This window comes from Micromonospora sp. PRAS1, from assembly GCF_059553435.1.
In genome coordinates this window covers 1-20,816 of sequence record NZ_JCANNB010000059.1, presented here as the reverse complement: position 1 = coordinate 20,816, position 20,816 = coordinate 1, and the positions used below count along the sequence as shown (strand labels likewise).

18 protein-coding genes are annotated in these 20,816 nt (G+C 71.9%); 6 read left to right on the top strand and 12 right to left on the bottom strand.

Features of this window, described 5'->3' with window-relative positions; translation table 11 throughout:
* Nucleotides 1-36 precede the first annotated feature (36 nt).
* The 5 genes from AC507J_RS31000 to AC507J_RS30980 all read right to left on the bottom strand — a co-directional run bounded on the left by AC507J_RS31000 (nt 37) and on the right by AC507J_RS30980 (nt 7,110).
* Nucleotides 37-1,338, bottom strand: a complete 1,302-nt coding sequence (locus AC507J_RS31000) for an ABC transporter ATP-binding protein (RefSeq protein WP_496293888.1) — start codon at nt 1,336-1,338, stop codon at nt 37-39.
* Between the two features lie 134 nt (nt 1,339-1,472).
* Entirely contained in the window at nt 1,473-3,662 is a 2,190-nt protein-coding gene (locus AC507J_RS30995; protein ID WP_496293886.1) for a bifunctional glycosyltransferase/CDP-glycerol:glycerophosphate glycerophosphotransferase, read from the bottom strand.
* A gap of 15 nt (nt 3,663-3,677) precedes the next feature.
* Nucleotides 3,678-5,540, bottom strand: a complete 1,863-nt coding sequence (locus AC507J_RS30990) for a DUF5941 domain-containing protein (RefSeq protein ID WP_496293884.1) — start codon at nt 5,538-5,540, stop codon at nt 3,678-3,680.
* Complete coding sequence (locus AC507J_RS30985; RefSeq protein ID WP_496293904.1) at nt 5,537-6,211, bottom strand: ABC transporter ATP-binding protein; 675 nt, start codon at nt 6,209-6,211, stop codon at nt 5,537-5,539. Before AC507J_RS30985 ends, AC507J_RS30990 begins: the two co-directional genes overlap by 4 nt.
* Before the next feature lie 71 nt (nt 6,212-6,282).
* Nucleotides 6,283-7,110, bottom strand: a complete 828-nt coding sequence (locus tag AC507J_RS30980; protein WP_496293882.1) for an ABC transporter permease — start codon at nt 7,108-7,110, stop codon at nt 6,283-6,285.
* Between the two features lie 262 nt (nt 7,111-7,372).
* On the opposite strand from AC507J_RS30980, the gene AC507J_RS30975 reads away from it, so the two are divergent.
* Nucleotides 7,373-7,579 carry a PspC domain-containing protein gene (locus AC507J_RS30975; RefSeq protein ID WP_341718692.1) on the top strand — a complete coding sequence of 69 codons (207 nt, stop codon included), beginning with the start codon at nt 7,373-7,375 and terminating at the stop codon, nt 7,577-7,579.
* A gap of 89 nt (nt 7,580-7,668) precedes the next feature.
* On the opposite strand, the gene AC507J_RS30970 is transcribed toward AC507J_RS30975, so the two are convergent.
* The gene (locus tag AC507J_RS30970; RefSeq protein ID WP_496293880.1) at nt 7,669-8,406 is read right to left on the bottom strand and encodes a DUF4230 domain-containing protein; all 738 of its coding nucleotides are present in this window, start codon (nt 8,404-8,406) and stop codon (nt 7,669-7,671) included.
* A 326-nt stretch (nt 8,407-8,732) separates the two neighbouring features.
* Between AC507J_RS30970 and AC507J_RS30965 the strand changes: the two genes are divergently transcribed.
* Together AC507J_RS30965 and AC507J_RS30960 are read left to right on the top strand one after the other, a co-directional pair.
* Nucleotides 8,733-9,635, top strand: coding sequence for a helix-turn-helix domain-containing protein (locus AC507J_RS30965; protein ID WP_496293878.1), 903 nt, complete (start codon nt 8,733-8,735; stop codon nt 9,633-9,635).
* Between the two features lie 218 nt (nt 9,636-9,853).
* A complete protein-coding gene (locus AC507J_RS30960) occupies nt 9,854-10,885 on the top strand; it encodes an SMP-30/gluconolactonase/LRE family protein (protein WP_496293876.1) in 1,032 nt (343 codons plus the stop codon).
* Between the two features lie 442 nt (nt 10,886-11,327).
* Here AC507J_RS30960 and AC507J_RS30955 read toward each other — a convergent pair whose 3' ends face one another.
* The 6 genes from AC507J_RS30955 to pdxH form a co-directional block, all read right to left on the bottom strand.
* Entirely contained in the window at nt 11,328-12,494 is a 1,167-nt protein-coding gene (locus AC507J_RS30955) for an acyl-CoA dehydrogenase family protein (RefSeq protein WP_496293874.1), read from the bottom strand.
* The gene (locus AC507J_RS30950; RefSeq protein ID WP_204037961.1) at nt 12,491-12,796 is read right to left on the bottom strand and encodes a type II toxin-antitoxin system VapB family antitoxin; all 306 of its coding nucleotides are present in this window, start codon (nt 12,794-12,796) and stop codon (nt 12,491-12,493) included. Before AC507J_RS30950 ends, AC507J_RS30955 begins: the two co-directional genes overlap by 4 nt.
* 189 nt (nt 12,797-12,985) lie before the next feature.
* On the bottom strand, nt 12,986-13,588 hold the full coding sequence (locus tag AC507J_RS30945) for a nitroreductase family protein (protein ID WP_496293872.1): 603 nt from the start codon (nt 13,586-13,588) through the stop codon (nt 12,986-12,988).
* Between the two features lie 21 nt (nt 13,589-13,609).
* A complete protein-coding gene (locus AC507J_RS30940; RefSeq protein ID WP_496293870.1) occupies nt 13,610-14,539 on the bottom strand; it encodes an aldose 1-epimerase family protein in 930 nt (309 codons plus the stop codon).
* Between the two features lie 18 nt (nt 14,540-14,557).
* The gene (locus AC507J_RS30935; RefSeq protein WP_496293868.1) at nt 14,558-15,853 is read right to left on the bottom strand and encodes an MFS transporter; all 1,296 of its coding nucleotides are present in this window, start codon (nt 15,851-15,853) and stop codon (nt 14,558-14,560) included.
* On the bottom strand, nt 15,850-16,524 hold the full coding sequence (pdxH, locus tag AC507J_RS30930; protein WP_496293866.1) for a pyridoxamine 5'-phosphate oxidase: 675 nt from the start codon (nt 16,522-16,524) through the stop codon (nt 15,850-15,852). Before pdxH ends, AC507J_RS30935 begins: the two co-directional genes overlap by 4 nt.
* A gap of 230 nt (nt 16,525-16,754) precedes the next feature.
* Between pdxH and AC507J_RS30925 the strand changes: the two genes are divergently transcribed.
* The 3 genes from AC507J_RS30925 to sepH form a co-directional block, all read left to right on the top strand.
* Nucleotides 16,755-17,861: a citrate synthase 2 gene (locus AC507J_RS30925; RefSeq protein WP_496293864.1), complete on the top strand. Its 1,107-nt coding sequence runs from the start codon at nt 16,755-16,757 to the stop codon at nt 17,859-17,861.
* 529 nt (nt 17,862-18,390) lie between these two features.
* Entirely contained in the window at nt 18,391-19,518 is a 1,128-nt protein-coding gene (serC, locus tag AC507J_RS30920; RefSeq protein WP_496293862.1) for a phosphoserine transaminase, read from the top strand.
* 256 nt (nt 19,519-19,774) lie between these two features.
* Nucleotides 19,775-20,816, top strand: a 1,042-nt coding sequence (sepH, locus tag AC507J_RS30915) for a septation protein SepH (RefSeq protein WP_496293860.1), incomplete at its 3' end; no start/stop codon positions are given.

Here is a 20,816-nt window from a genome sequence, read left to right as displayed (position 1 = left end):
TACCGCAGGCGTTAACAGGGGGCCCTTCCTTACACCTCAGCGCCAGCCGACGTCGATGCGGTCGCCGCGGTCGTCGAAGAAGTGCAGGGCGTCCATGCGTACCTTGATGGCGAGGGGGTGGCCGGCGGAAACGGCCGGGTAGGGCGCGAGGCGGACGGCCAGCTCGGCGGGGCGGCGGTGGTGGCGGCCGGGGTCGGCCAGGACGCTTGTGCGGCTGTCGTTCACCGCCGGCCTCGGCTCGGTGCCGGCCCGACCGGCGAAGCGCTGCATCACCTGGCTGAAGCGACGCAGGCCGCGCTGGCCGAGCGGGGCGTCGCCGTCCGGCGGGGCACCAGCCTCGTCGACCATGATGGCGGTCGCCCCGATGTCGAGGAAGGCCAGCGACTCGTGCCCGTGGTGCTCGAGGTAGCGGATCCGGCCCTGGAGCACGTCGCCCGGGGTGTCCGGGGCGACCGGGGTGAGCGCCTCCGCCCGCATCCCGACCACGATCCGCTCGCCGTGGTAGTGCGCCACCGCGCGACTGCGGATGTCGTCCCAGGGCAGGTAGAGCGCCTGCTCGCCGAGGGTGAGGGTGACGTACCGGTCGAGGTGGACGTAGACCGACGCCTCCAGCAGGTTCATCCGGGGGCTGCCCAGGAAGGCTGCCACGTAGAGGGTCGCCGGCCGGTTGTAGACCTGGGTGGGGGTCCCCACGTCCTGGAGGACGCCCTTGCGCATGATGGCGACCCGGTCGGCCATGGTCAGCGCCTCGGCCTGGTCGTGGGTGACGTACATGGTGGTGACGCCGAGTTCCCGGGTCAGGCCGGAGATCTCGGCGCGCAGCTCGGCCCGTAGACCACTGTCCAAGTTGGAGAGTGGTTCGTCCATCAGGAACAGGCCGGGCCGGCGGACGATCGCCCGCCCCATCGCGACCCGCTGCCGCTGCCCGCCGGAGAGCTGGCTGGGGCGTCGACCCAGCACGTCGCCGATGCCGAGGGCACTTGCCACGTCGGTGACCCGCTCCCCGCGTGGGGCCGGCTCGATGCCGGCCAGCTTCAGTGGAAAGGCGATGTTGTCCCCGACGCTCATGTGCGGATAGAGGGCGAAGTCCTGGAAGACCATGGCGATCCGCCGCTCCCTGGGCGGCAGGTCGTTGGCCAGTTCCCCGTTGAGCATCACCGCCCCGGTGGTCGGATCCTCCAGCCCGGCGACCATGCGCAGCACGGTCGACTTGCCGCAGCCGGAGGGCCCGAGCAGCACCATGAACTCGCCATCGTTGACGTCGAGGTTGATGCTGTCCACCGCGACGGTGCCGTCCCGGAAGACCTTTGTGACATCCTTGAGCGCGACGGTGGTCACCGTCTCCTCCCCCACGTCGTCGGCTGAACCCCGAATGACTGTGACCAGGATCATCGCGGAGGCACATCGGGTAAACGTGCCATGTTCTAATCGTGACAGACCTATTACGTTCCATCGATTGACGTACCGGGACGTCAGGCCGGTGGCTCACCCAGGAAGACCCGCCGGACCACCCGCTCGGCGGCGTGCCCGTCCTCAAGCGCGCAGAACCGCTCCCGGAACCGGGCCCGCGCCCGGTCGGCGGCGGCGGAGTACGCCTCCCCGCCCCGGAACACGTCGAGCAGCCCGGCGAAGGTACGCGCCACCGGCCCGGGTGCCTCGGCCACGATGTCCAGGTAGACGCCCCTGGTCAGCCGGTACGCGTCCCAGTCCGGGGCGTAGAGGACGATCGGCCGGTCCAGCACGGCGTAGTCGAACATCGCCGACGAGTAGTCGGTGACCAGGACGTCGGCCGCGAGGTAGAGATCCTCGACCCGGGGATGGTCGCTGACGTCCACGATCCGGGCCCGGCCGGCCGCTGGCCGCCCCCGCCGGGTCCGGTCCTGGAAGTAGTGGCTGCGGATCAGCAGCAGCCCGGTCGGGCCGAGCGCATCGAGCAGCCGCGCCGGATCGAAGGGCGGCCGGTACCCGGGCAGGTGCTCGCGGTGGGTCGGTGCGTAGAGCACCACCTGCTCGCCGAGACCGGCGCCGAGTTCGGCCCGCAGCCGCAGCACCTCCTCGGCGGTGGCGGTGACCAGCCGGTCATTGCGCGGATACCCCACCTCCAGCGTGGTGTACGCGGCCGGATAGGCCCGTTCCCACATCTGGGTGGAGAAGCTGTTCGCGGTGACGCTGAAGTCCCACCGGTCCACCCGGCGCAGCAGCCCGCCGAAGTCCATTCCGGTCGCGCCCAGCGGGTAACGCTGCTGGTCCAGTCCCATCACCTTGACCGGCGTGCCGTGGTGGGTCTGCACATGCACCGAACCCGGCCGATGGTCCACCGAATCCGGAAAGTTGACGTTGTTGACCAGCCACCGCGCCCGCGCCAGCATCCGGTGGTACGCGGTCGTGCCGGCCACCACGTACTCGACGCCCTCGGGGAGGGTGTGCACCCGGTCGCGACGCACGATCCACACGCCCCGGACCTGCGGCACCAGCCGTCTGGCCGCCTCGTAGATCGCGGCCGGGTTGCAGGCGTAGCCGCGGTACCAGTAGGCCGCGTACAGGGCGAGGTTCTCGTCGAGCGGGCGGTGCCGCTCCGCCCGTTGGTAGCCGCGCAGGGCCAGGTCCCGGGCCGACCGCGCGGCGAGCCGGACCGGCGGGGCCACCCGGCGCCGGAGCTGAGCGGCGCTCCGCCGGGCGGCCTCCCCCACCTGGTTGCTGGTGCGCAGGGCGCTGAACGTCCACCACCGGCCGGCCGCCACCAGCCGGTGCTTGAGCCCCTCGACGCCGTCGGGGATCCGGTGCCCGCCCGGTGGCCGGAACCGGGCGTGCTCGATCGCCACCCGGGCAAAGAAGGTCGGCCGCAGTTCGGGCGCGATCCGGTCGTCGTTGCCGAGCACGGTGAGGTAGTGCCACATCATCCGCTCGAAGACCGCCGACCGGAGTTGCTCGGCGCCGAGCCGGTCCACCTCGTGGAAGACCCGGTGCCACTGCTCGAACACCTCGAAGTGCCGCTCTCCCCGGGTGCGGGTGATCGCCCCCGCGCGTCGCTGCCGGTAGTGCACGCAGACGACGTCGAGCACGCCGATCCGGTCGGCGGCCAGCAGCAACGGATAGCTGAACGAGACGTCCTCGTACCAGCCGGGGGCGAAGCGCAGCCCGACGTCGGCCAGGAACTGCCGGCGGACCAGCCGGTTCCACGCGGTGTGCAGCAGTTCCAGGGTCTCCGGCCGGTCGACCAGCCGGAACGTGACCGGTCCCGGTGGCTCCGGGAAGACCTCCTCCATCGCGCTGCGGGTGACCGTGCCGTCCCAGTGGGCCCGGACGTGGTCGACAAGCAGCACGTCGGGCCGGGTCGTGTGCAGTCGCGCGGTCACCTCGGCGAGACAGTCCGGGGCCAGCCAGTCGTCGCCGTCGACGAACCAGACGTACTCGCCGACGGCCCGCTCCAGGCCGGCGTTGCGGGCCGGGCCGAGCCCGACGTTGTGATCCAGCCGCACCGCCCGCACCCGGTCGTCGCGGGCCGCATACTCGGCGAGGATGTCGCCACCGGCGTCGGGCGAGCAGTCGTCGACCCCGATCACCTCGATGTCGGTGACCGGTTGACCGAGGATCGAATCGAGGCATTCCCGCAGGTAGCCCTGTACGCGGAAGGCCGGGACGACGAAGCTGATAAGCGTCATGGTCCCGGCCCCCCGTCAGCCCGTCGCGCGGTCTCCGGTGCGAGTGGACGCGGTCGGCACCCGCACGACGCGGGCCGGTCGGACGAACCAGGCCAGCACGACGCTCGCCACGAAGAGCACCAGGAGATAGGCACCGAGTGTAGCCAGAGCAACACTCACAATTCCGGCAATCGCCGCCAGTGCCAGCAACGCCGAACGCACCTCCCAGCCGAGCGTGGCGGCGTGCAGTGGCGGGGCGGGCTGCCGTTTCTCCAGCCTGGCGACCAGGTCGTAGTGGTGCAGCGTGAGCACGAAGAGGTACCCGAAGATCAGCCAGGCCGGTGCGCCGCCGATCACCCCGACCACGATGGCGAAGAGGTACTCCACCGCCCGCAGCGCGGCCGGCACCAGCCAGTCCAGCGAGCCCGCCCGATGCGGCAGCCGGGCGGCCAGCGGGCCGTCGTCGCGGTGCAGGGTCGCGTCGACCGTGTCCAGCACCGACACCCGCATCCAGCGGGCCCGCAGCGTACGCAGGGCACCGGTGTACGCGAACGCCAGCACTCCCCAGGTCAGCACCGCGAGCAGGGCGATCCGCTGGTCAAAGAGCGCCACGGCCAACGCGATAAGCGCCCACCGCTCCCCGATCGGGAAGACCACCGTCCGCTTGAGCCAGTACGACAGCGAGCCGGTGTCGGCCTGCACCCGGGTGGAGGCGGCGTTCAACCGGTCGCCGATGCCCCCGCCGCCGGTGCCGACCTGCTTCGGTCGCCGGGCCGCCTCGTCGTGCAGGACGCCGTACCAGGCGTCGGTCATGTGCCGCACGGTCTGCAAGGTGATCGCGGCGATCGCAAGCGCCCAGCCGTACCGGACCCCGGCCGCCGTGGCGCCCCACCCGAGACCGGCGTAGACCAGGTACTCCTTCGCCCGGTCGGCCATGGTGTCCAGCCAGCCGCCCCAGGCGCTGAAGTTACGGGTGTAGCGGGCCAGCTGGCCGTCCACGCAGTCCAGCACGAAACCGAGGTAGAGCAGGATCGCGCCGCCGACCAGCGCCGGCCGGCCGCCGGTGGCGAAGAGCGCCGCCGCGGCCACCGCGAACCCCACCGACAGCATGGTCACCCCGGTCGGGCTCAGTCCGAGCCGTGCCGAGGCCTTGGTGACGTACGGCGACCAGGTGCTGACGAAGTACGTGGTGAAGAAGTCATCCTTCTCCTTCACCGAGAGCCGCAGCTCGGCCCGGTCCTCGTCGACGGCGGCGATCGCCCTCTCCGCCCCGGCCAGCCCGGCCGCGTCGTCCACCCGGTGCGCCACCAGCAGGCGTACCCGGTGGGCGACGACAAGCGTCCCCTGCCCGGCGAGCCCGGCGAAGACCGCGTCCACGCCGGAGCCGGCCGGCGGTTCCCCGGCCACGGCGGACCCGGCCGACAGTTCCCCGGCCACGCCCAGGCCGGCCGGCAGTTCCCCGGCTGCGGCGCGGGCGGCGGCGACCAGGGCTGGCAGGTCGTCGCGGCCGACCCGTACCGCGCCACCGAAGACGCCTGTGGCCCCGCCCGTCAGCCGCTCGGCCGGCCCGGCCTCGACCACCTGGCCGCGCTCCTCGCGGACCGCCGTGCGTCGGGCCGGCGGGTCGGTGAGCACCAGCGCCACGGTCGCACCGACCGGGCTGGTCAGCAGATGCCGCAGTACGGCGGTGTGCGCGACCAGGTCGGCGCCGCTGACCAGCACCGGCCCGTCGGCAGACCCGGCCAGCTCGGCCAGCTCGATCGGGTCGGCGGCGACCCGCACCTCGGCGGCACCCGCCCGGCGCCACTTGTCGACCAGCCGGTCGACAAGCGATTCGCCGGTGTCCGTTCGTAGGCCCGCGGCCGGCGCACCGGCGGCGAGCACGATCGCGAGCGTCACGGGGCGACCGCGTCGTCGTACGCGGCCAGCGCCTCGGCGATCGTGCCGTCGACGCGCAGCCGGCCCGCGTCGAGGTAGAGCCCCCGACGGCAGAACCGGATCAGATCGTTTTCGTTGTGTGAGACCAGCACCAGAGTGCGCCCCTCCCCGAGCAGACGGTCGATGGTCGTGTAGCACTTTGCCCGGAACTCCGCGTCCCCGACCGCCGTCACCTCGTCCATCAGCAGGATCGGGTGCGGCAGATGGGAGATGATCGCAAAACCGAGCCGAACTTTCATGCCCGACGAGTAGTGCCGTACCGAGGTGTCAATGGCCCGCTCGACCTGCTCACCAGCGAACGACACGATCTCGTCGAAGTGCCGCTTAAGGTACGCCGACGACAGCCCGTGCAGGCCACCGACCAGGTACAGATTTTCCCGCCCGGTCAGGTCGCCGGAGAAGCCGGCCGAGAGTTCCAGCAGCGGAGCGACATCGCCGCGGACCCGGATCCGGCCCTCGTCCGGGATCAGCACCCCGGCGATCAGGCGCAGCAGCGTGCTCTTGCCGGTGCCGTTGCGGCCGATCACCCCGACCGTCTCGCCGGCCGCGATCGAGAAGCTCACCTCGCGCAGCGGCCAGAACTGCCCGTCGGCACCGCCCCGCCGGCCGCCGTGGATGACCAGTTCGCGCAGCCGCAGCTGCCGGCGGCGGTTGCGCACGAACCGGATGCCGAGGCCGTCCGCCTCGATGATCGCGTCGGCCATCAGAGTTCCTTGAGCACTGCGGGTTCGAGCCGGCGGAACACCCACCAGCCGGTGACCAGCACCAGCAGGCTGATGCCGATTGTGGTGCCGAGCATCCGGGCACCGGGGAACTCGTCCGGGTACCACGCGGCGTGATGCAGTTGGAAGATGCCGACCAGCGGGTTGAGTTCGTAGCCCAGCTTGAGCCAGCCGGGCAGACCGGAGCTGCGGACCAGGCTCAGCGGATAGATGATCGGCGTGGCGTAGAAGAGCACCCGGATCACCAGACGCATGAACCGCTCCACGTCCCGCATCAGCACGTTGATCGCCGACAGCAGCAGCGCCACGCCGATCAGCAGGGTGGCCTGCACCAGCACCGCGAGCGGCAGGGCCAGCAGCGACCAGCCGAGCTCGATCCGGCCGTTCGCCGCGTAGAAGATCGCGATGGCGGCCAGGATCGGCAGGCCGGCGGCGTACTCGGCGAAGCGGCCGGCGACCCGGCCGATCGGGAACATCTGCCGGGGCAGATTCATCGTGGTGATCAGCCGGGATTGGCCGGTCAGCGCGTTTGTCGCCTCGCTCAGCGCCGAACTGGTCCACATCCAGGCGAAGATCCCGGTGATCAGGAAGAGCGGGTACGACCCGGCGGCGTCACCGAGGTGGCGGTTGGTGTCGCGGGAGTAGAGCACGCCGAAGACGAACCAGTAGATGGCCCCCATGCCGAGCGGCTCGATCAGCGACCAGAGGTAGCCCAGCGCTGACTGCTGGTACTTCACCGCGAGATCGCGCCGGACCAGGATCCGCAGCGAATTGCGGTGCGACCACAACGCCCCCACGTCAGAGGTCACCGCTGTCTCCCGCCTGCGCAACGGACGACAGGTTAACAGTGCCCACGACCCGGGCGAGCCGAAAGCTGCGTACTCGATCGCGTCGACCGCCGGCCCACCCGCTGACCCGGATGCCGACGCCAGGCGTCGCGCGCCGGCCGCACGGGTAAGCACCTACGGGTCAGGGCGATGGCGTTCCTCCTCGGGACCGAGGGCGGGGCTGCCATCGCGTCCTAGCGTTGGTTGTGGGAGCGGCGGACCGCCGCGGAGGGGAAGTGTCACGATGAGCCGCAAACTCGTCCGGCCCCGGCAGGGGCGCATGTTCGCCGGTGTCTGCGCCGGTCTGGCCCAGCGATTCGGCATGTCGGCCGGGATGGTCCGGCTGCTGTTCCTGTTGTCGCTGCTGCTGCCCGGCACCCAGGTGATCATCTACCTGGCACTCTGGATCATCATGCCCAACGAGGACCGCTACGCCGTTGCCGGCTACTGACAACCCCTTGTCGACCATGAGGTTGGCGGCAGTCGAGGAGATCGACTCCACCGCTGGCCCCATGGTCAACGCGGGCCGGGCCGAGGCGGTCAGGGGGCGGTGTAGGTGACGGTGACCTTCTCGTAGCCGAGGGAGGTCAGGAGACCTTCGAGCATCTTGCGGGTGTTCTCCTCGGCGCGGGCGCTCAACCCGCTCTCCCGGGCGGCGGTGGTGATCCGGTCCTCGGCCAGCCGGTAGACCTGCTGCTGCCGGTTCGGGTCGCCGCCGATCAGGTCACCGACCCGGTTGAGCAGGCCGCGCTCCTCCGCGAAGACGTAGCTCTTCTCCAGGTCGAGGTTGGTCTCGGCGAGCTGCGGCGCGGGCAGCTTGATCTCGACGGACTTGCCGTCGGCCGACGGCACGATCGCTCCCTCGGCGAGGGTGCCGAAGTCGACGTACGCCTCCACACTGCCCGCGCCGACGAAGAGCGTCCGCTGGTTGAGCAGCCAGTCCGGCACGTGGCGCCGGTCATTCTCGAGGTCGACCACCACCTGGAAGTTGCCCTCGGCCGCCACGTAGCGGCTGAGATCCCGCATCGACTCCAGCAACGGGGGCTGGCTGCGGTCGGTCTGCTCCTTGGTGAACGGGTTACGGAACTCCGGCAGGAGCCCGGCGGTCTGCACGCCGAACAGCACCACCACCGTCAACGCCGCCGCGCCGAGCACCCAGAGCAGGGCACGCACCGCGCCGCCGGCCGCCGCCGGAGGCGGGCCGTCCGGCCCGTCCGGTTGCCGATCGACCTCGGGGTATGCGCTGGTGGGCTCGTTGATGTCGCCATCGCGTGCCATCGCCCTCACCGTCCTTGTCAGACGCGTTCTCTGTGATGACGGTAAGCCCCCCGTACGACAGCCGCTCGCCGAGTCGGATGATCGCCAGTTTTCGCAGGTCAGGCGGGTCTCAGCTCAAGTCGGAGAGGCTGGTGAGGGCGCTACCCGATCACCAGCTGGTGGATCTCCGAGGTGCCCTCGTAGGTGAGCACGCTCTCGCGGGGAGACGCCGGTCGTCGTCGCCCACGGCGCGGGTGCCCGGCCCCGGGAACCGCAGCCACCCACCGTGCGGGCTACCCCGGGCAGGGTGTGGTTACCGGCCCCGGGCCGGCCGAATACTGGGTGACGTGGACGCGAAACGACAGCTCGGCGAGTTCCTGTACACCCGCCGTTCGCAGCTGAGGCCGGCGGACGTCGGCCTGACCACCTACCCCGGCCGGCGGCGGGTGGCCGGGCTCCGCCGGGAGGAGTTGGCGCTGCTCGCCGGGGTCAGCTCCTCGTACTACGCCAGGCTCGAACAGGGGCAGTCGTCGAACGCCTCCGCAGAGGTCCTGGACGCCATCGCCACCGCGTTGCGGCTCGACGAGGCGGAGCGCCGGCACCTGCACGACCTGGCCACCGGATCCCGTCGCCGGGCCGGCGGCCAGCGGGTGGCGCCGGAGCGGGTCAGTCCGGCGGTACGCCAACTCATCACGGCACTGGGTGACGTTCCGGTACTGGTGCTGGGACGGCGCGGTGACGTGCTGGCCTGGAACCGCGCCGGGAACGCCCTGTTCGCCGGACACCTGGAGTTCACGAGTCCGCAGCAGCCGCAGACCCGGCCGAACATGGCTCGTTTGGTGTTTCTCGACCCGCACACCCGCGAGCTGTACGGCGACTGGCCGGAGAAGGCGCGCGCCGTGGTCGGCGCCCTGCGGCTCTCATCCGGCCGGTATCCCAATGATCCGGCCCTGGCCGTGCTGATCGGTGAGCTTTCGGTCAGGAGTCCGGAGTTCAGCCGCATGTGGGCCGACCACCGCGTGAAGTCCGGCGGCGAGCCGGTGTACGAGATGCGGCATCCGCTGGTCGGCGCGATGAGCGTCAGCCAGCAGAGCCTTAGGACCGAACAGGGCCAGCACCTCGTGGTCGCCACCACCGAGCCCGGCTCCCCCTCCCAGGCGGCCATGACCCTGCTGGTGCACAGCGTCGTCACCGCCCGGACAGCACCCGCCGACGGGGCGAAGACCGTCCACACACCGACCGCCCGGTAACCCGTCCGTTCGCTACGTCGCCTGTGCCGCACAGGCGTTTCGCGGCAGTTCCGCAACCACAGTCAGGTCATCGTCGGCGCCCGGGAAACGGTGCCACGGTCCCGTGCGCCCGGGAAGCGGCGCCACGGTCCCGTGCGCCCGGGAACGGTGCCGCTGACACCCGCCGTCACTCGGCCGACACAGGCGCCGAGGAACTATCGACAAGGAAAGCAGGACAAGTGCGCAAGAGGATTGCCAACGCCCCGATCGTCGCCGTCGTCGCCGGCCTCACCGTCGTGACGGTGCTGGGCACCGGCACCGGTTCGGCTGCCGTCCCCGTTTCGCCAACCGTCACGGCACCGGCACCGGCACCGGCCGTACCGCTGTCGGCCACGCCGGCCGCCACGCTCCATTCCCGGATCGCGCTGCACTTCGACCTGGCCAAGGGCCAGCTGCCGGAGAATATCGCGTTGTCGCCGGCCGGCACCGCGTACGTCACCTTCGCCGGTGCCCGTCAGGTCGCCGCGATCGACCGGGACGGCACTATCCGTACCCTGGCGACCCTGGCCGCCCCCGCCGACGGCGGGGTCGACACGCCGGCGCTCGGGTTCCCCCTGACCACCGGCATCGTGCGGCACCGGGACGGCACGCTGTACTTCCTGTACGCCAGTGGTGACGCCGCCTCGACCGGCCTGTACCGGCTCAAGCCGGGCGGCACGCCGCACCGCATCGCCGCACTACCGGCGAACGGCCTACCCAACGGCCTGGCCTTCGACGAGAGGCGCGGGACCTTCTACGTCACCGACTCGGTGCTCGGCACGATTTCGACGGTGCAGCGGGCCAGCGGACGGGTGACGGTCTGGTCCTCGGCACCCGAACTCGCCCCGACCGGTTTCCTGGGGGTCAACGGCGTCAAGGTCCGCGACGGAGCGGTGTGGGCCACCAACCTGGACCAGGGCACCCTCCTGCGGATTCCGGTGCACCACGGCGGACCGGCGAAGGTCGAGGTCCGGGCCGACGGCCTGACCGGCATCGACGACTTCGCCTTCGCCGGCAGCGGCACCGACCAGGTGATCGCCGCCCTCGTCGGCCAGAACACGGTGGCCCGCATCGACGGAGCCGGCCGGTCGACGACGCTGCTGACCGCCGCCGACGGTCTACAGAACCCAACGGCGGTCGCCGTCCGTGGCGGGACGGCGTACGTCACCAGCGCCGCCTACCTCACCGGCACCGACCCCAACCTGATCGTCGCCGCCCTGCCGCGCCACTGACCGCACGTTCCCGAGAAGCGAGGGGCTGAACGAGATCGCTGTCGGGCTGCGGGGAGCCGCCCGGGGACCGCAGTCGCCGGACGCGTGTGCGGGGAGCCTGAGGGCTCCCCGCACACCGACGGATCAGGGCGTCGCGGACCGGCTCGAACCGCGACCCCTGATCCGTCGACCCGTAACACGGGTCCGGGAGGTTCCGTGGTCGCGCCGTGTGTCGTGTTGGGCCGTCGGGTCGACCACCGCGAACAGTGCCAGGTAGACCGAGAATCCCATCGTCTGCTTCTCTCTCAGGTGGACGTACCGCAGCGCGGCCGTCCCTCGGGACCGGCGATTCTCGGTAGCGCCGCACAGTCGATGGGGGCGATGAACGGCAGCGGCGCACCCGGCACCACGACCGGCCAGGCATGAGGATGATCGCAGACCGGTACGGGACGATGACGACCGGTCAGGTGAACGCGGAGATCCCGGTCAACTTCTGCCCGATCACCAACTGGTGGATCTCCGAGGTGCCCTCGTAGGTCAGCACGCTCTCCAGGTTGTTGGCGTGCCGCATGACCGGGTAGTCGCCGGAGACGCCGTTCGCGCCGAGGATGGTGCGGCACTGCCGGGCGATGGCCAGCGCCTCGCGTACGTTGTTCAGCTTGCCGACGCTGACCTGCTCGGGGCGGAGCTTTCCGGCGTCGGCCAGCCGGCCCAGGTGCAGGGCGAGCAGGAAGCCCTTCTGCCACTCCACCGCCATGTCGGCGAGCTTCGCCTGGGTGAGCTGGAAGCCGGCCAGCGGCCGGCCGAACTGGGTGCGGGTGGTCGCGTACGTCAGGGTGGTCTCCAGGCAGTCGCGGGCCGCGCCGAGCGCGCCCCAGACGATGCCGTGCCTGGCCTCGGTCAGGCAGCTCAGCGGCGCCTTCAGCCCGGTCGCGTCGGGCAGCCGGGCCGCCGCCGGCAGCCGGACGTCGGCCAGCGAGATCTCACCGGTCACCGAGGCGCGCAGCGACATCTTGCGACCGATCTCACGCGCCGCCACCCCCGGCGTGTCCATCGGTACGACGAACCCCCGCACGCCCTCGTCGGTGCGGGCCCAGATCACCGCCACGTCGGCGATCGGCGCATTGGTGATCCACATCTTGCCGCCGGAGAGCACCCAGTCGTCGCCGTCGCGGCGCGCCCGGGTGACCATCGAGGCCGGATCGGAGCCGTGGTCCGGCTCGGTCAGCCCGAAGCAGCCGATCGCCTCGCCGGCAGCCATCGCCGGCAGCCACCGCCGCTTCTGCTCCTCGCTGCCGTAGCGCCAGATGGCGTACATGGCAAGCGAACCCTGCACCGAGACCAGGGACCGGACGCCGGAGTCGCCGGCCTCCAACTCCAGGCAGGCCAGCCCGTACGCGACGGCCGTCGAGCCCGCACAGCCGTACCCGGAAAGGTGCATGCCGAGCAGGCCGAGCTTGCCGAACTCGCGGGCCAACTCCCGGGCCGGCACCTGACCCGCCTCGTACCAGCCGGCAACGTGCGGGCGTACCCGATCGTCGACCAGCCGGCGCACGACGGCACGGATCTGCCGCTCCTCCTCGGTAAGCGACAAGTCCAGGTCGAGCAGGTCGATCGAGCTCGAACTCACTCGACCGGCCCGGCGAGCACGAACACCCGGGCGTGGATCTGGTTGCGCTGTTGCAGCGCGGCGCGCAACGCGCGGTGCAGGCCGTCCTCCAGGTAGAGGCCGCCGTTCCACTGCACCACGTGCGGGAAGAGGTCGCCGTAGAAGGTGGAGTCCTCGGCGAGGAGCTTGTCCAACGCCAGCTCACGCTTGGTGGTGATGAGCTGGTCCAGGCGCAGCGGGCGGGGCGGGATCTCCGCCCACTGCTTGAGTGTCAGGTTGTGTTCCGGGTAAGGACGTCCGTCCCGGACCGCTCTGAAGATCACGACGGCACGCTCCTCTCCCCCTGGCCGAAACGAGCCGCGACGCCGGGCCGGGTCACGGCACGGTGCCGCGACCCGCAGCACCGATGACCTTGCCAGCGTAACCGCACGCCGCACCCCACGTTCTGCTCCCTGATGCCAGTTTCGCTACCGGTCGTCCGGTTCTCAACGGGACGAAACCACCGGTTCGGGTCAGCTCCACCGCCCTCGGCGGACAACCTCTTCCACCGGACGGCGTCCCCGGCGCAACGATGGTGACCGGTGGTCGGGCGCCCGGTAACCGATTGTGAGCGCGCCGATCGGGTGGTACGCCTCCGGCACGCCGAACGCCGCACGGTAGGACTCCAGCCGCTGCGGCGGGATGCCGAAGAAGCACGAGCCGAGCCCCTCGTCGACCGCGGTCAGCATCATCAGCAGCGCGGCGAAGCCGGTGTCGACGTACCAGTACGGCACCGGCCAGCGCTCCGTCGAGCGGTCCGCCCAGCCCTTGTCCGCCTCCGCGTAGCGCTCCAGGTAGACCGAGCGGTTGGCGTGCGGCACCACGATCAGTGGGGCCCGGCGCATCCCGGTCAGCCAACGATCCATCCCGCCGCCCTCCGGCGTGCTGGCCGCCCAGAAGCGTTCCCGGTCCGTCGGCTCCTCCAGCACCAGGAACCCCCAGCCCTGGGAGAACCCGGCCGACGGGGCCCGTACCGCGTGCTCCAGCAGCCGCTGCACCACCTCCGGCGGGACCGGGCGGTCCGGGTCGTAGTTGCGCACCATCCGCCGCCGCCGTACGACCTCCGCGAACTCCACAGGGCTCTCCTCAGCGTCCGCTCAGTTCTCCGGCCGGATGCCCCAGCCGCCACGCCAGGTCTCCCCGGGCGCGAGGACGATCAGGTCCCGCCCCGAGCGGAACGCGTCCGGCGGGCAGGTCATCGGCTCCACCGCCACCGACCGGCGGTGCCGCTCACCGGTCAGCGTGTCCCCGGTGTAGACCTGCCACCAGCCGAACCGGGCGTCGGCCCAGATCCGCAGCCCGCCCGCGCCGTCGGGGCCGGTGAGGGTCACCGCCGAACCACCGTCGGCGTCCCGCGTCACGTCACCGAAGGCCAGGTCCAGCACCGCGTCGCCGATGCGTCGCGGCTCGGTGTAGTCGTACTCGGTGCCGGCAACCGGGGTCACGCCGACCGGCAGCAACCGGCTGTCCACCACCACCCGGGTCTGTCCCGGCACCCGGAGCGCGATGTCCTCCACCGCCACCCCGGGCAGGCGCAGGTACGGGTGCACGGAGAAGCCGAACGGCGCCGGTTCGACACCGACGTTCGTCACCTCGTGCTCGGCCCGCAGCCCGTCCGCGGCGACGCTCCACCGGCTGCGCAGCCGCAACGGCCACGGGTACCCGGGCTGCGGCAACAGGTCGTAGCCGACCGTGACCTCGTCCGGCCGCTGCTCGATCAGCTGCCACGACGCCCAGTTGACCAGGCCGTGCAGGGCCACGAACCGCTCCGGTTCGGTGATGTTGAGCTGGAGCGACCGCTCGCCGAAGCTGTAGACGCCGTCGCGGATCCGGTTCGGCCAGGGTGCCAGCACCTGGCCGGCCGAGCCGGGGCACATCTCGTCGGTGGCGTACCCGTCGAGGTGCTCGACACCGTCCTGCCGGTAGGCGCGCAGTCCGCCGCCCACCTCGACGATGACCGCCTCGTGACCGGCGGCGGAAATGGTCCACTGTGCCCCGGACAGGGGACGCGGCTCGGGGGTTTCCATGTCGCCAGACCCTAGCCGTCAGGATCGCTCTTCGCTTGACGTGGTCGGCATCCGGTACCGGGTCAGCACCGGGAACGCCACCGCGAGCAGCGCCGCGAGCACGGCCGCCGCCAGGCCGCCACCGACCCAGGCCACCCCGCTGCCGAGGCCCGCCGCCATCGTGCCGGCGCGCAGGTCGCCCAGGCGCGGCCCGCCGGCCACCACGATGGTGTTGACCCCCTGGAGCCGCCCACGCATCCGGTCCGGCGCGTAGACGATAAGCATCGACTGCCGCACCACCGAGCTGACCAGGTCGGCCGCGCCGGCCAGCACCAGCAACGCGACGACCAGCCAGAGCTGCCGGGCCAGCCCGGCCAGCGCGACCGCTACGCCCCAGCCGACCACGGCGAGCACCAGCGCCAGGCCCTGTCGGCGTACCCGGCCGATCCAGCCGGAGAGCAGCCCGGCGAGGAGCGAGCCGAGCGCGATCGAGGCGTAGAGCCAGCCCACCGCCGCACCGCCACCGAACCGCTCGGTCGCCACCTCGGGAAAGAGCGCCCGGGGAAAGGCGAAGACCATCGCGATCAGGTCGATCGCGAGGGAGAGCAGCAGTACCGGAGCGGCGGCCAGGTAGCGGACGCCGTCGACGATGCTGCGCAGCCCCGCCGGCCGGGGCCCGCCGGCCGGATCCGGTTCGGGTGGCATCGCGGGCAGTCGGAACGCCGCCCAGACCAGTGCCACGAGCAGGATGGCGTCCAGGCCGTAGGCGACCGGCAGCGCGACCCGGAGATCGAGTACGGCGAGGATCAGACCGGCGGCCAGCGGCCCGAGCACGGAGGTGGCCATCGCCGTGGTGAAGTTGAGCGTGGTGGCGGCGGGAACCAGTTCGGCGGGCACCAGCCGGCCGACGAGGGCGCCCCGGGCCGGACTACCGAGCCCGAACGAGACCGCGCTCAACGCCACCAGCGCCAGCAACAGCACCGGGCTGCCGACGTCCAGCAGGGCCTGGGCCAGCAGGCCCAGCACCGAGATCCAGAGCAGCAGCGAACTGCCCAGCAGCACCCGGCGCCGGTCGACGGCGTCCGCCACCGCGCCGCCCCAGAGACCGAAGATCAGCAACGGTACGAAGGCGGCGACGCCGAGCAGCCCCACCCAGAACGAGTCCTCGGTCAGCGCGTACATCTCCACCGGCACGGCGACCGCGGTGAACTGGAAGCCGAACATCGCGATGCCGTTGCCGAGCCAGAGCCGCCGGTACGCCGGCACCCGCAGCGGACGCAGGTCGATCGCCCAGCGGCGCTGCTCGCGCGGCCGGGAGGTGTCGGTCGCGGTCACGGCGCCAGCCGCTCCACAACCCAGCCCGCGTCGGTACGCCGGAAGCGCAGCCGGTCGTGCAGCCGGCTCGCCCGGCCCTGCCAGAACTCGACCGACTCGGGCCGCACCCGCAACCCGCCCCAGTGTTCGGGTACGGGGATCGGGTCCACCTCGGCGAACCGCTCCGCCGCCGCGCGGTAGCCCTCGTCGAGCGCGGCCCGGTCCGGCAGCACCGACGACTGGGCACTGGCCCAGGCCCCCAGCTGGGAGCCGCGCGGCCGGCTGGCGAAGTACGCCTCGGTCTCAGCCCGGTCGACCGGCTCCACCGAACCGGCGACGACCACCTGCCGGTGCACCGGGAACCACGGGAAGACCAGGCTGGCGTGCGGATTGGCGAACGCCTCGACGCCCTTGCGGGACCGGTAGTTGGTGAAGAAGACGAAGCCCTCCGGGTCGTACCCCTTGAGCAGCACGGTCCGCGCGCTCGGCCGCCCGGCGGCATCGGCGGTGCCCACCACCATCGCGTTCGGCTCCGGCAGCCCGGCGGCCACCACCTCGGCGAACCAACGGTCGAACTGGGCGTGCCAGTCACCCGCCAGGTCGGCCTCGATCAGCCCGGACTCGGCAGCGTACTCGTGGCGCATCCCTGCCGGCGGTGGTGTGTCCCCCGTCACGTTCCCTCCCCTGCACATCGGGCCGCTGCCGGCCCGACCAGCCGCTACGGCCCAGTCTGGCCGAACCGGCGGCGGCTCGCGCGGCCGGGGATGTCGTGTGCAGCACATCGATCGCGTCTCGCGCACCCGGTCACCAGCAGGCAAGATGTCACGAACACATCCCTGAGGGTCGCCTAAGGCGCTCACCCGGCCGGGGCCGGGACACCGAGCCCGGGCGGGCGCACCGACCACACACCAGGAGTAGTGAGATGGCCGATTTCAAACCCGGACTTGAGGGCGTCGTAGCGTTCGAAACCGAGATCGCCGAGCCCGACCGCGAGGGCGGCGCGCTGCGCTACCGCGGCGTCGACATCGAGGACCTGATCGGCCAGGTCTCCTTCGGCAACGTCTGGGCCCTGCTGGTCGACGGCCGGTTCGGCCCCGGCCTGCCGCCGGCCGAGCCGTTCCCGGTGCCCGTGCACTCCGGCGACATCCGGGTCGACGTGCAGTCCGCCGTTGCGATGCTCGCCCCGTACTGGGGGTTGCAGCAACTGCTCGACATCTCCGACGAGCAGGCCCGTGAGGACCTCGCCCGGGTGTCGGTGACCGCGCTCTCCTTCGTCGCCCAGTCCGCCCGCGGCCTCGGCCTGCCGGCGGTGCCGCAGAAGGAGATCGACAAGGCCTCGACGGTGGTCGAGCGCTTCATGAAGCGGTGGCGCGGCGAGCCCGACCCGCGGCACGTCAAGGCGGTCGACGCGTACTTCATCTCGGCGGCCGAGCACGGCCTGAACGCCTCCACCTTCACCGCCCGGATCGTCGCCTCCACCGGCGCGGACGCCGCCGCCTGCATCTCGTCCGGCATCGGCGCGCTCTCCGGCCCGCTGCACGGCGGCGCGCCGTCGCGGGTGCTCAGCATGCTGGAGGCGGTCGAACGCAGCGGCGACGCCGATGGCTACGTCAAGGGCGTACTCGACCGGGGCGAGCGGTTGATGGGCTTCGGCCACCGGGTCTACCGGGCCGAGGACCCGCGCGCCCGGGTGCTCCGCCGCACCGCCAAGGAGCTGGGCGCGCCGCGCTTCGAGGTCGCCGAGGCGCTGGAGAAGGCCGCCCTGGCCGAGTTGCAGGCCCGGCGCCCGGACCGGGTGCTCGCCACGAACGTCGAGTTCTGGTCCGCCGTGGTGCTCGACTTCGCCGAGGTGCCGGCACACATGTTCACCTCCATGTTCACCTGCGCCCGGATGGGCGGTTGGAGCGCGCACATCCTGGAGCAGAAGAAGCTCCAGCGCCTGGTACGCCCCTCCGCCCGCTACGTCGGCCACAGCCCGCGCAAGCCGCACGAGGTCGACGGCTGGGACGCCGTCCCCCACGACGTCTGAGGTGTAAGGAAGGGCCCCTTATTAACGCCTCAGGTAGAGGAAGGGCCCCTTCTTAACACCGCGCGCTCAACACCACGCGCTCAACACCACGCGCTCACACACCGCGCGCAAGAACTCACGCGACACCTCGCGAAGACCCCGGCGGGCCGGCCCGCCGGGGTCTTCGCGGTTTCGTCCTTCCATCGGTGTGCGGTAGGACTCAGGACCGGCGGACGGGGGCGCCGACTTCAGGACCAGTAGTCGGTGTGGCGGAGGACTCAGCACCGACGGCCGACGTGGTAGAGGACTCAGCACCGACGGTCGACGTGGCAGAGGACTCAGCGCCAGCAGTCGGTGTGGCGCAGGACTCAGCACCGGTGGTGAGACGAGCGGCCGGTCAGACCACCGCTGGTGCGAGGATAAGGACCGGCAGTGTCGCCGGACCGGGGCCCGGATCCCGACCGCGCCGTGCGGGCCACGCATGGCGTCCGCGATCCGCACCGGCGTGAACCGGGCCCGCCCCCGCCCATTCGGAAGGATCTTCAAGATCGTGGCTGACGCACCGACCATCCGGATTCCCGACGAGATCAAGCCCGCCGACGGCCGATTCGGCTGCGGGCCGTCCAAGGTCCGTCCGGCTGCGGTCTCCGCGCTCGCCGAGGTGGCGACCAGCTACCTGGGCACCTCGCACCGGCAGAAGACCGTCCGCGACCAGGTGGCGCGGCTGCGTTCCGGCATCGCCGAGTTCTTCTCCCTTCCCGAGGGCTACGAGGTGATCATCGGCAACGGTGGCACCACCGCGTTCTGGGAGGTCGCCACGTTCGGCCTGATCCGCGACCGGGCCCAGTTCGCCAGCTTCGGCGAGTTCGGCGCGAAGTTCGCCAAGGCCGCCAAGGAGGCCCCGTTCCTCGGTGAGCCCACGGTCCGCAAGTCGGACGCGGGCAGCGCGCCGAGCCTGGTCGCCGAGGCGGGCGTGGACGTCTACGCCACCCCGCACAACGAGACCTCGACCGGCGTGGCGGTGCCGATCGGCCGGGTGGCCGGCGCCGACCCGGGTTCGCTGCTGCTTGTCGACGCGACCTCCGGCGCCGGCGGCCTGGAGGTCAACGTCGGCGAGACCGACGTCTACTACTTCGCCCCGCAGAAGTGCTTCGGCTCCGATGGTGGGCTCTGGCTGGCCCTGATGTCGCCGGCCGCGCTGGAGCGGGCGGCCGAGATCAAGGCGTCGGGCCGGTACATCCCAGCCTTCCTCGACCTGGTCACCGCGATCGACAACTCGCGGCTGGAGCAGACGTACAACACCCCGGCGCTGGCCACCATCTTCCTCGCCGCCGAGCAGACCGACTGGATGAACTCCCAAGGCGGGCTGGCCTGGGCGGCCAAGCGGACGGCCGAGAGCGCCGCGACCGTGTACGGCTGGGCCGAGCGCTCGGCCGTCGCCACGCCCTTCGTCACCGACCCGGCGCTGCGCTCCAACGTGGTCGCCACGATCGACTTCGCCGACGGGGTGGACGCCACCGCGATCGCCAAGGCGCTGCGTGCCAACGGCATCGTGGACACCGAGCCGTACCGCAAGTTGGGCCGCAACCAGCTGCGGATCGCGCTCTTCCCGGCGGTCGAGCCGGCCGACGTGGAGGCGCTGACGGCCTCCATCGACTACGTGGTCGAGCGGCTGTAACCGGCCCATGACGTACCGCCGCGGGCCCGGCCACCCACTCGGGTGCCGGGCCCGTGGCGCCGGTGCCGACCGGGCCCGGGCTGAGCCGCCGACCGGGTACGGCTGAGCCGCCAGACAGCGGCGGAGCAGCCCGAATCCGCCCGCTACCCGGGCGTGGCGTCTCCCACCTGACCCGGAATGGGCGTACGGTGGTACGCAACGCCCCGGGTGGCCGGCTCGTGGCGTACGGCCAGCGAAGCGGGACGGAGGCAACGCGATGCGCCCAGTACGCTTCGTCGCCCTCTCCGAGGACGGCCAGGCCCTGGTGCTCGCCGACGAGGTCGGGCGACTGCTCGCCCTGCCCATCGACGAGCGTATCGCCGGAGCACTGCACGCCGAGCCGGGTGCGCCCACGCTCGCGGTGGCCCCGGCCACCGCCGATCCGGTGCCGTCGCTGTCCCCACGGGACATCCAGGCCCGGATCCGCGCTGGCGAGTCCGCCGAGGACGTGGCCCGCATCGCGGGTGTTCCGGTCGACCGGGTGCTCCGTTACGCCGGGCCGGTGCTCCAGGAGCGGGCGATGCTCGCCCAGCACGCCCGCCGTACCCGACTCAAGGGCGCGGAGAAGCCGACGCCGCTCGCCGAGGTGGTAAACGGTCGGCTCGCGCAGCACGGGATCGACACCGAGAAGATCTCCTGGGACGCGTGGCGCCGCGACGACGGCACCTGGCGGATCGTCGCCACCTGGCCGTCCGGCAAGGCCACCGCGCAGGCGGTCTGGGATCTGGACAAGACCCGCCAGTCGGTGGCCCCGCACGACGACATGGCGCAGTACCTCTGCGCCGAGCGCCCCACGCCGATCCTGGGCCAGGACCCGGCGCCCGAGCGGGGTGGTCACGCCCTGCCCACCCCGTCGCGCGGCGAGCCGAGTCGGGGCGGGCACGGGTTGCCCGCTGCCGCCGAGCCGGGCCGGCCGGGTCGGGATCCGATCCGGGCTGGCCGGGATGCTCTGCTGGCCTCGCTCGACCGGCCGCTCGGCTCGACCTCGGGCCGTGGTCTGGAGCCCCGCTCGCCGGCCGCGCTGGCCGGGTCGGACTCGCCTCGGCAGCGGGCGGTCAGCGGTGGTGCCGCCGCGCTGCTCGGCGGTGGCCAGGGTTCGGCCTTCGACGACGACTCCGACGCGCCGAAGGAAGTGCCGGCCGTCCCTTCGCTGGCGGTGCTCCGACCGCGCCGCCAGGGCGCGCCCGCGACCGAGCCCGCCGACTCCGCAGGCAAGCCCCGCAAGCGGCTGCCCAGCTGGGACGACGTCCTCTTCGGCA

What these genes read in the sequence shown, in the direction of transcription:
- pdxH (WP_496293866.1), bottom strand. Translation starts at nt 16,524, where the DNA reads ATGTGCAGGGGAGGGAACGTGACGGGGGACACACCACCGCCGGCAGGG.
- AC507J_RS30925 (WP_496293864.1), top strand. Translation starts at nt 16,755, where the DNA reads ATGGCCGATTTCAAACCCGGACTTGAGGGCGTCGTAGCGTTCGAAACC.
- AC507J_RS30995 (WP_496293886.1), bottom strand. Translation starts at nt 3,662, where the DNA reads ATGACGCTTATCAGCTTCGTCGTCCCGGCCTTCCGCGTACAGGGCTAC.
- AC507J_RS30970 (WP_496293880.1), bottom strand. Translation starts at nt 8,406, where the DNA reads ATGGCACGCGATGGCGACATCAACGAGCCCACCAGCGCATACCCCGAG.
- AC507J_RS30940 (WP_496293870.1), bottom strand. Translation starts at nt 14,539, where the DNA reads ATGGAAACCCCCGAGCCGCGTCCCCTGTCCGGGGCACAGTGGACCATT.
- AC507J_RS30975 (WP_341718692.1), top strand. Translation starts at nt 7,373, where the DNA reads ATGAGCCGCAAACTCGTCCGGCCCCGGCAGGGGCGCATGTTCGCCGGT.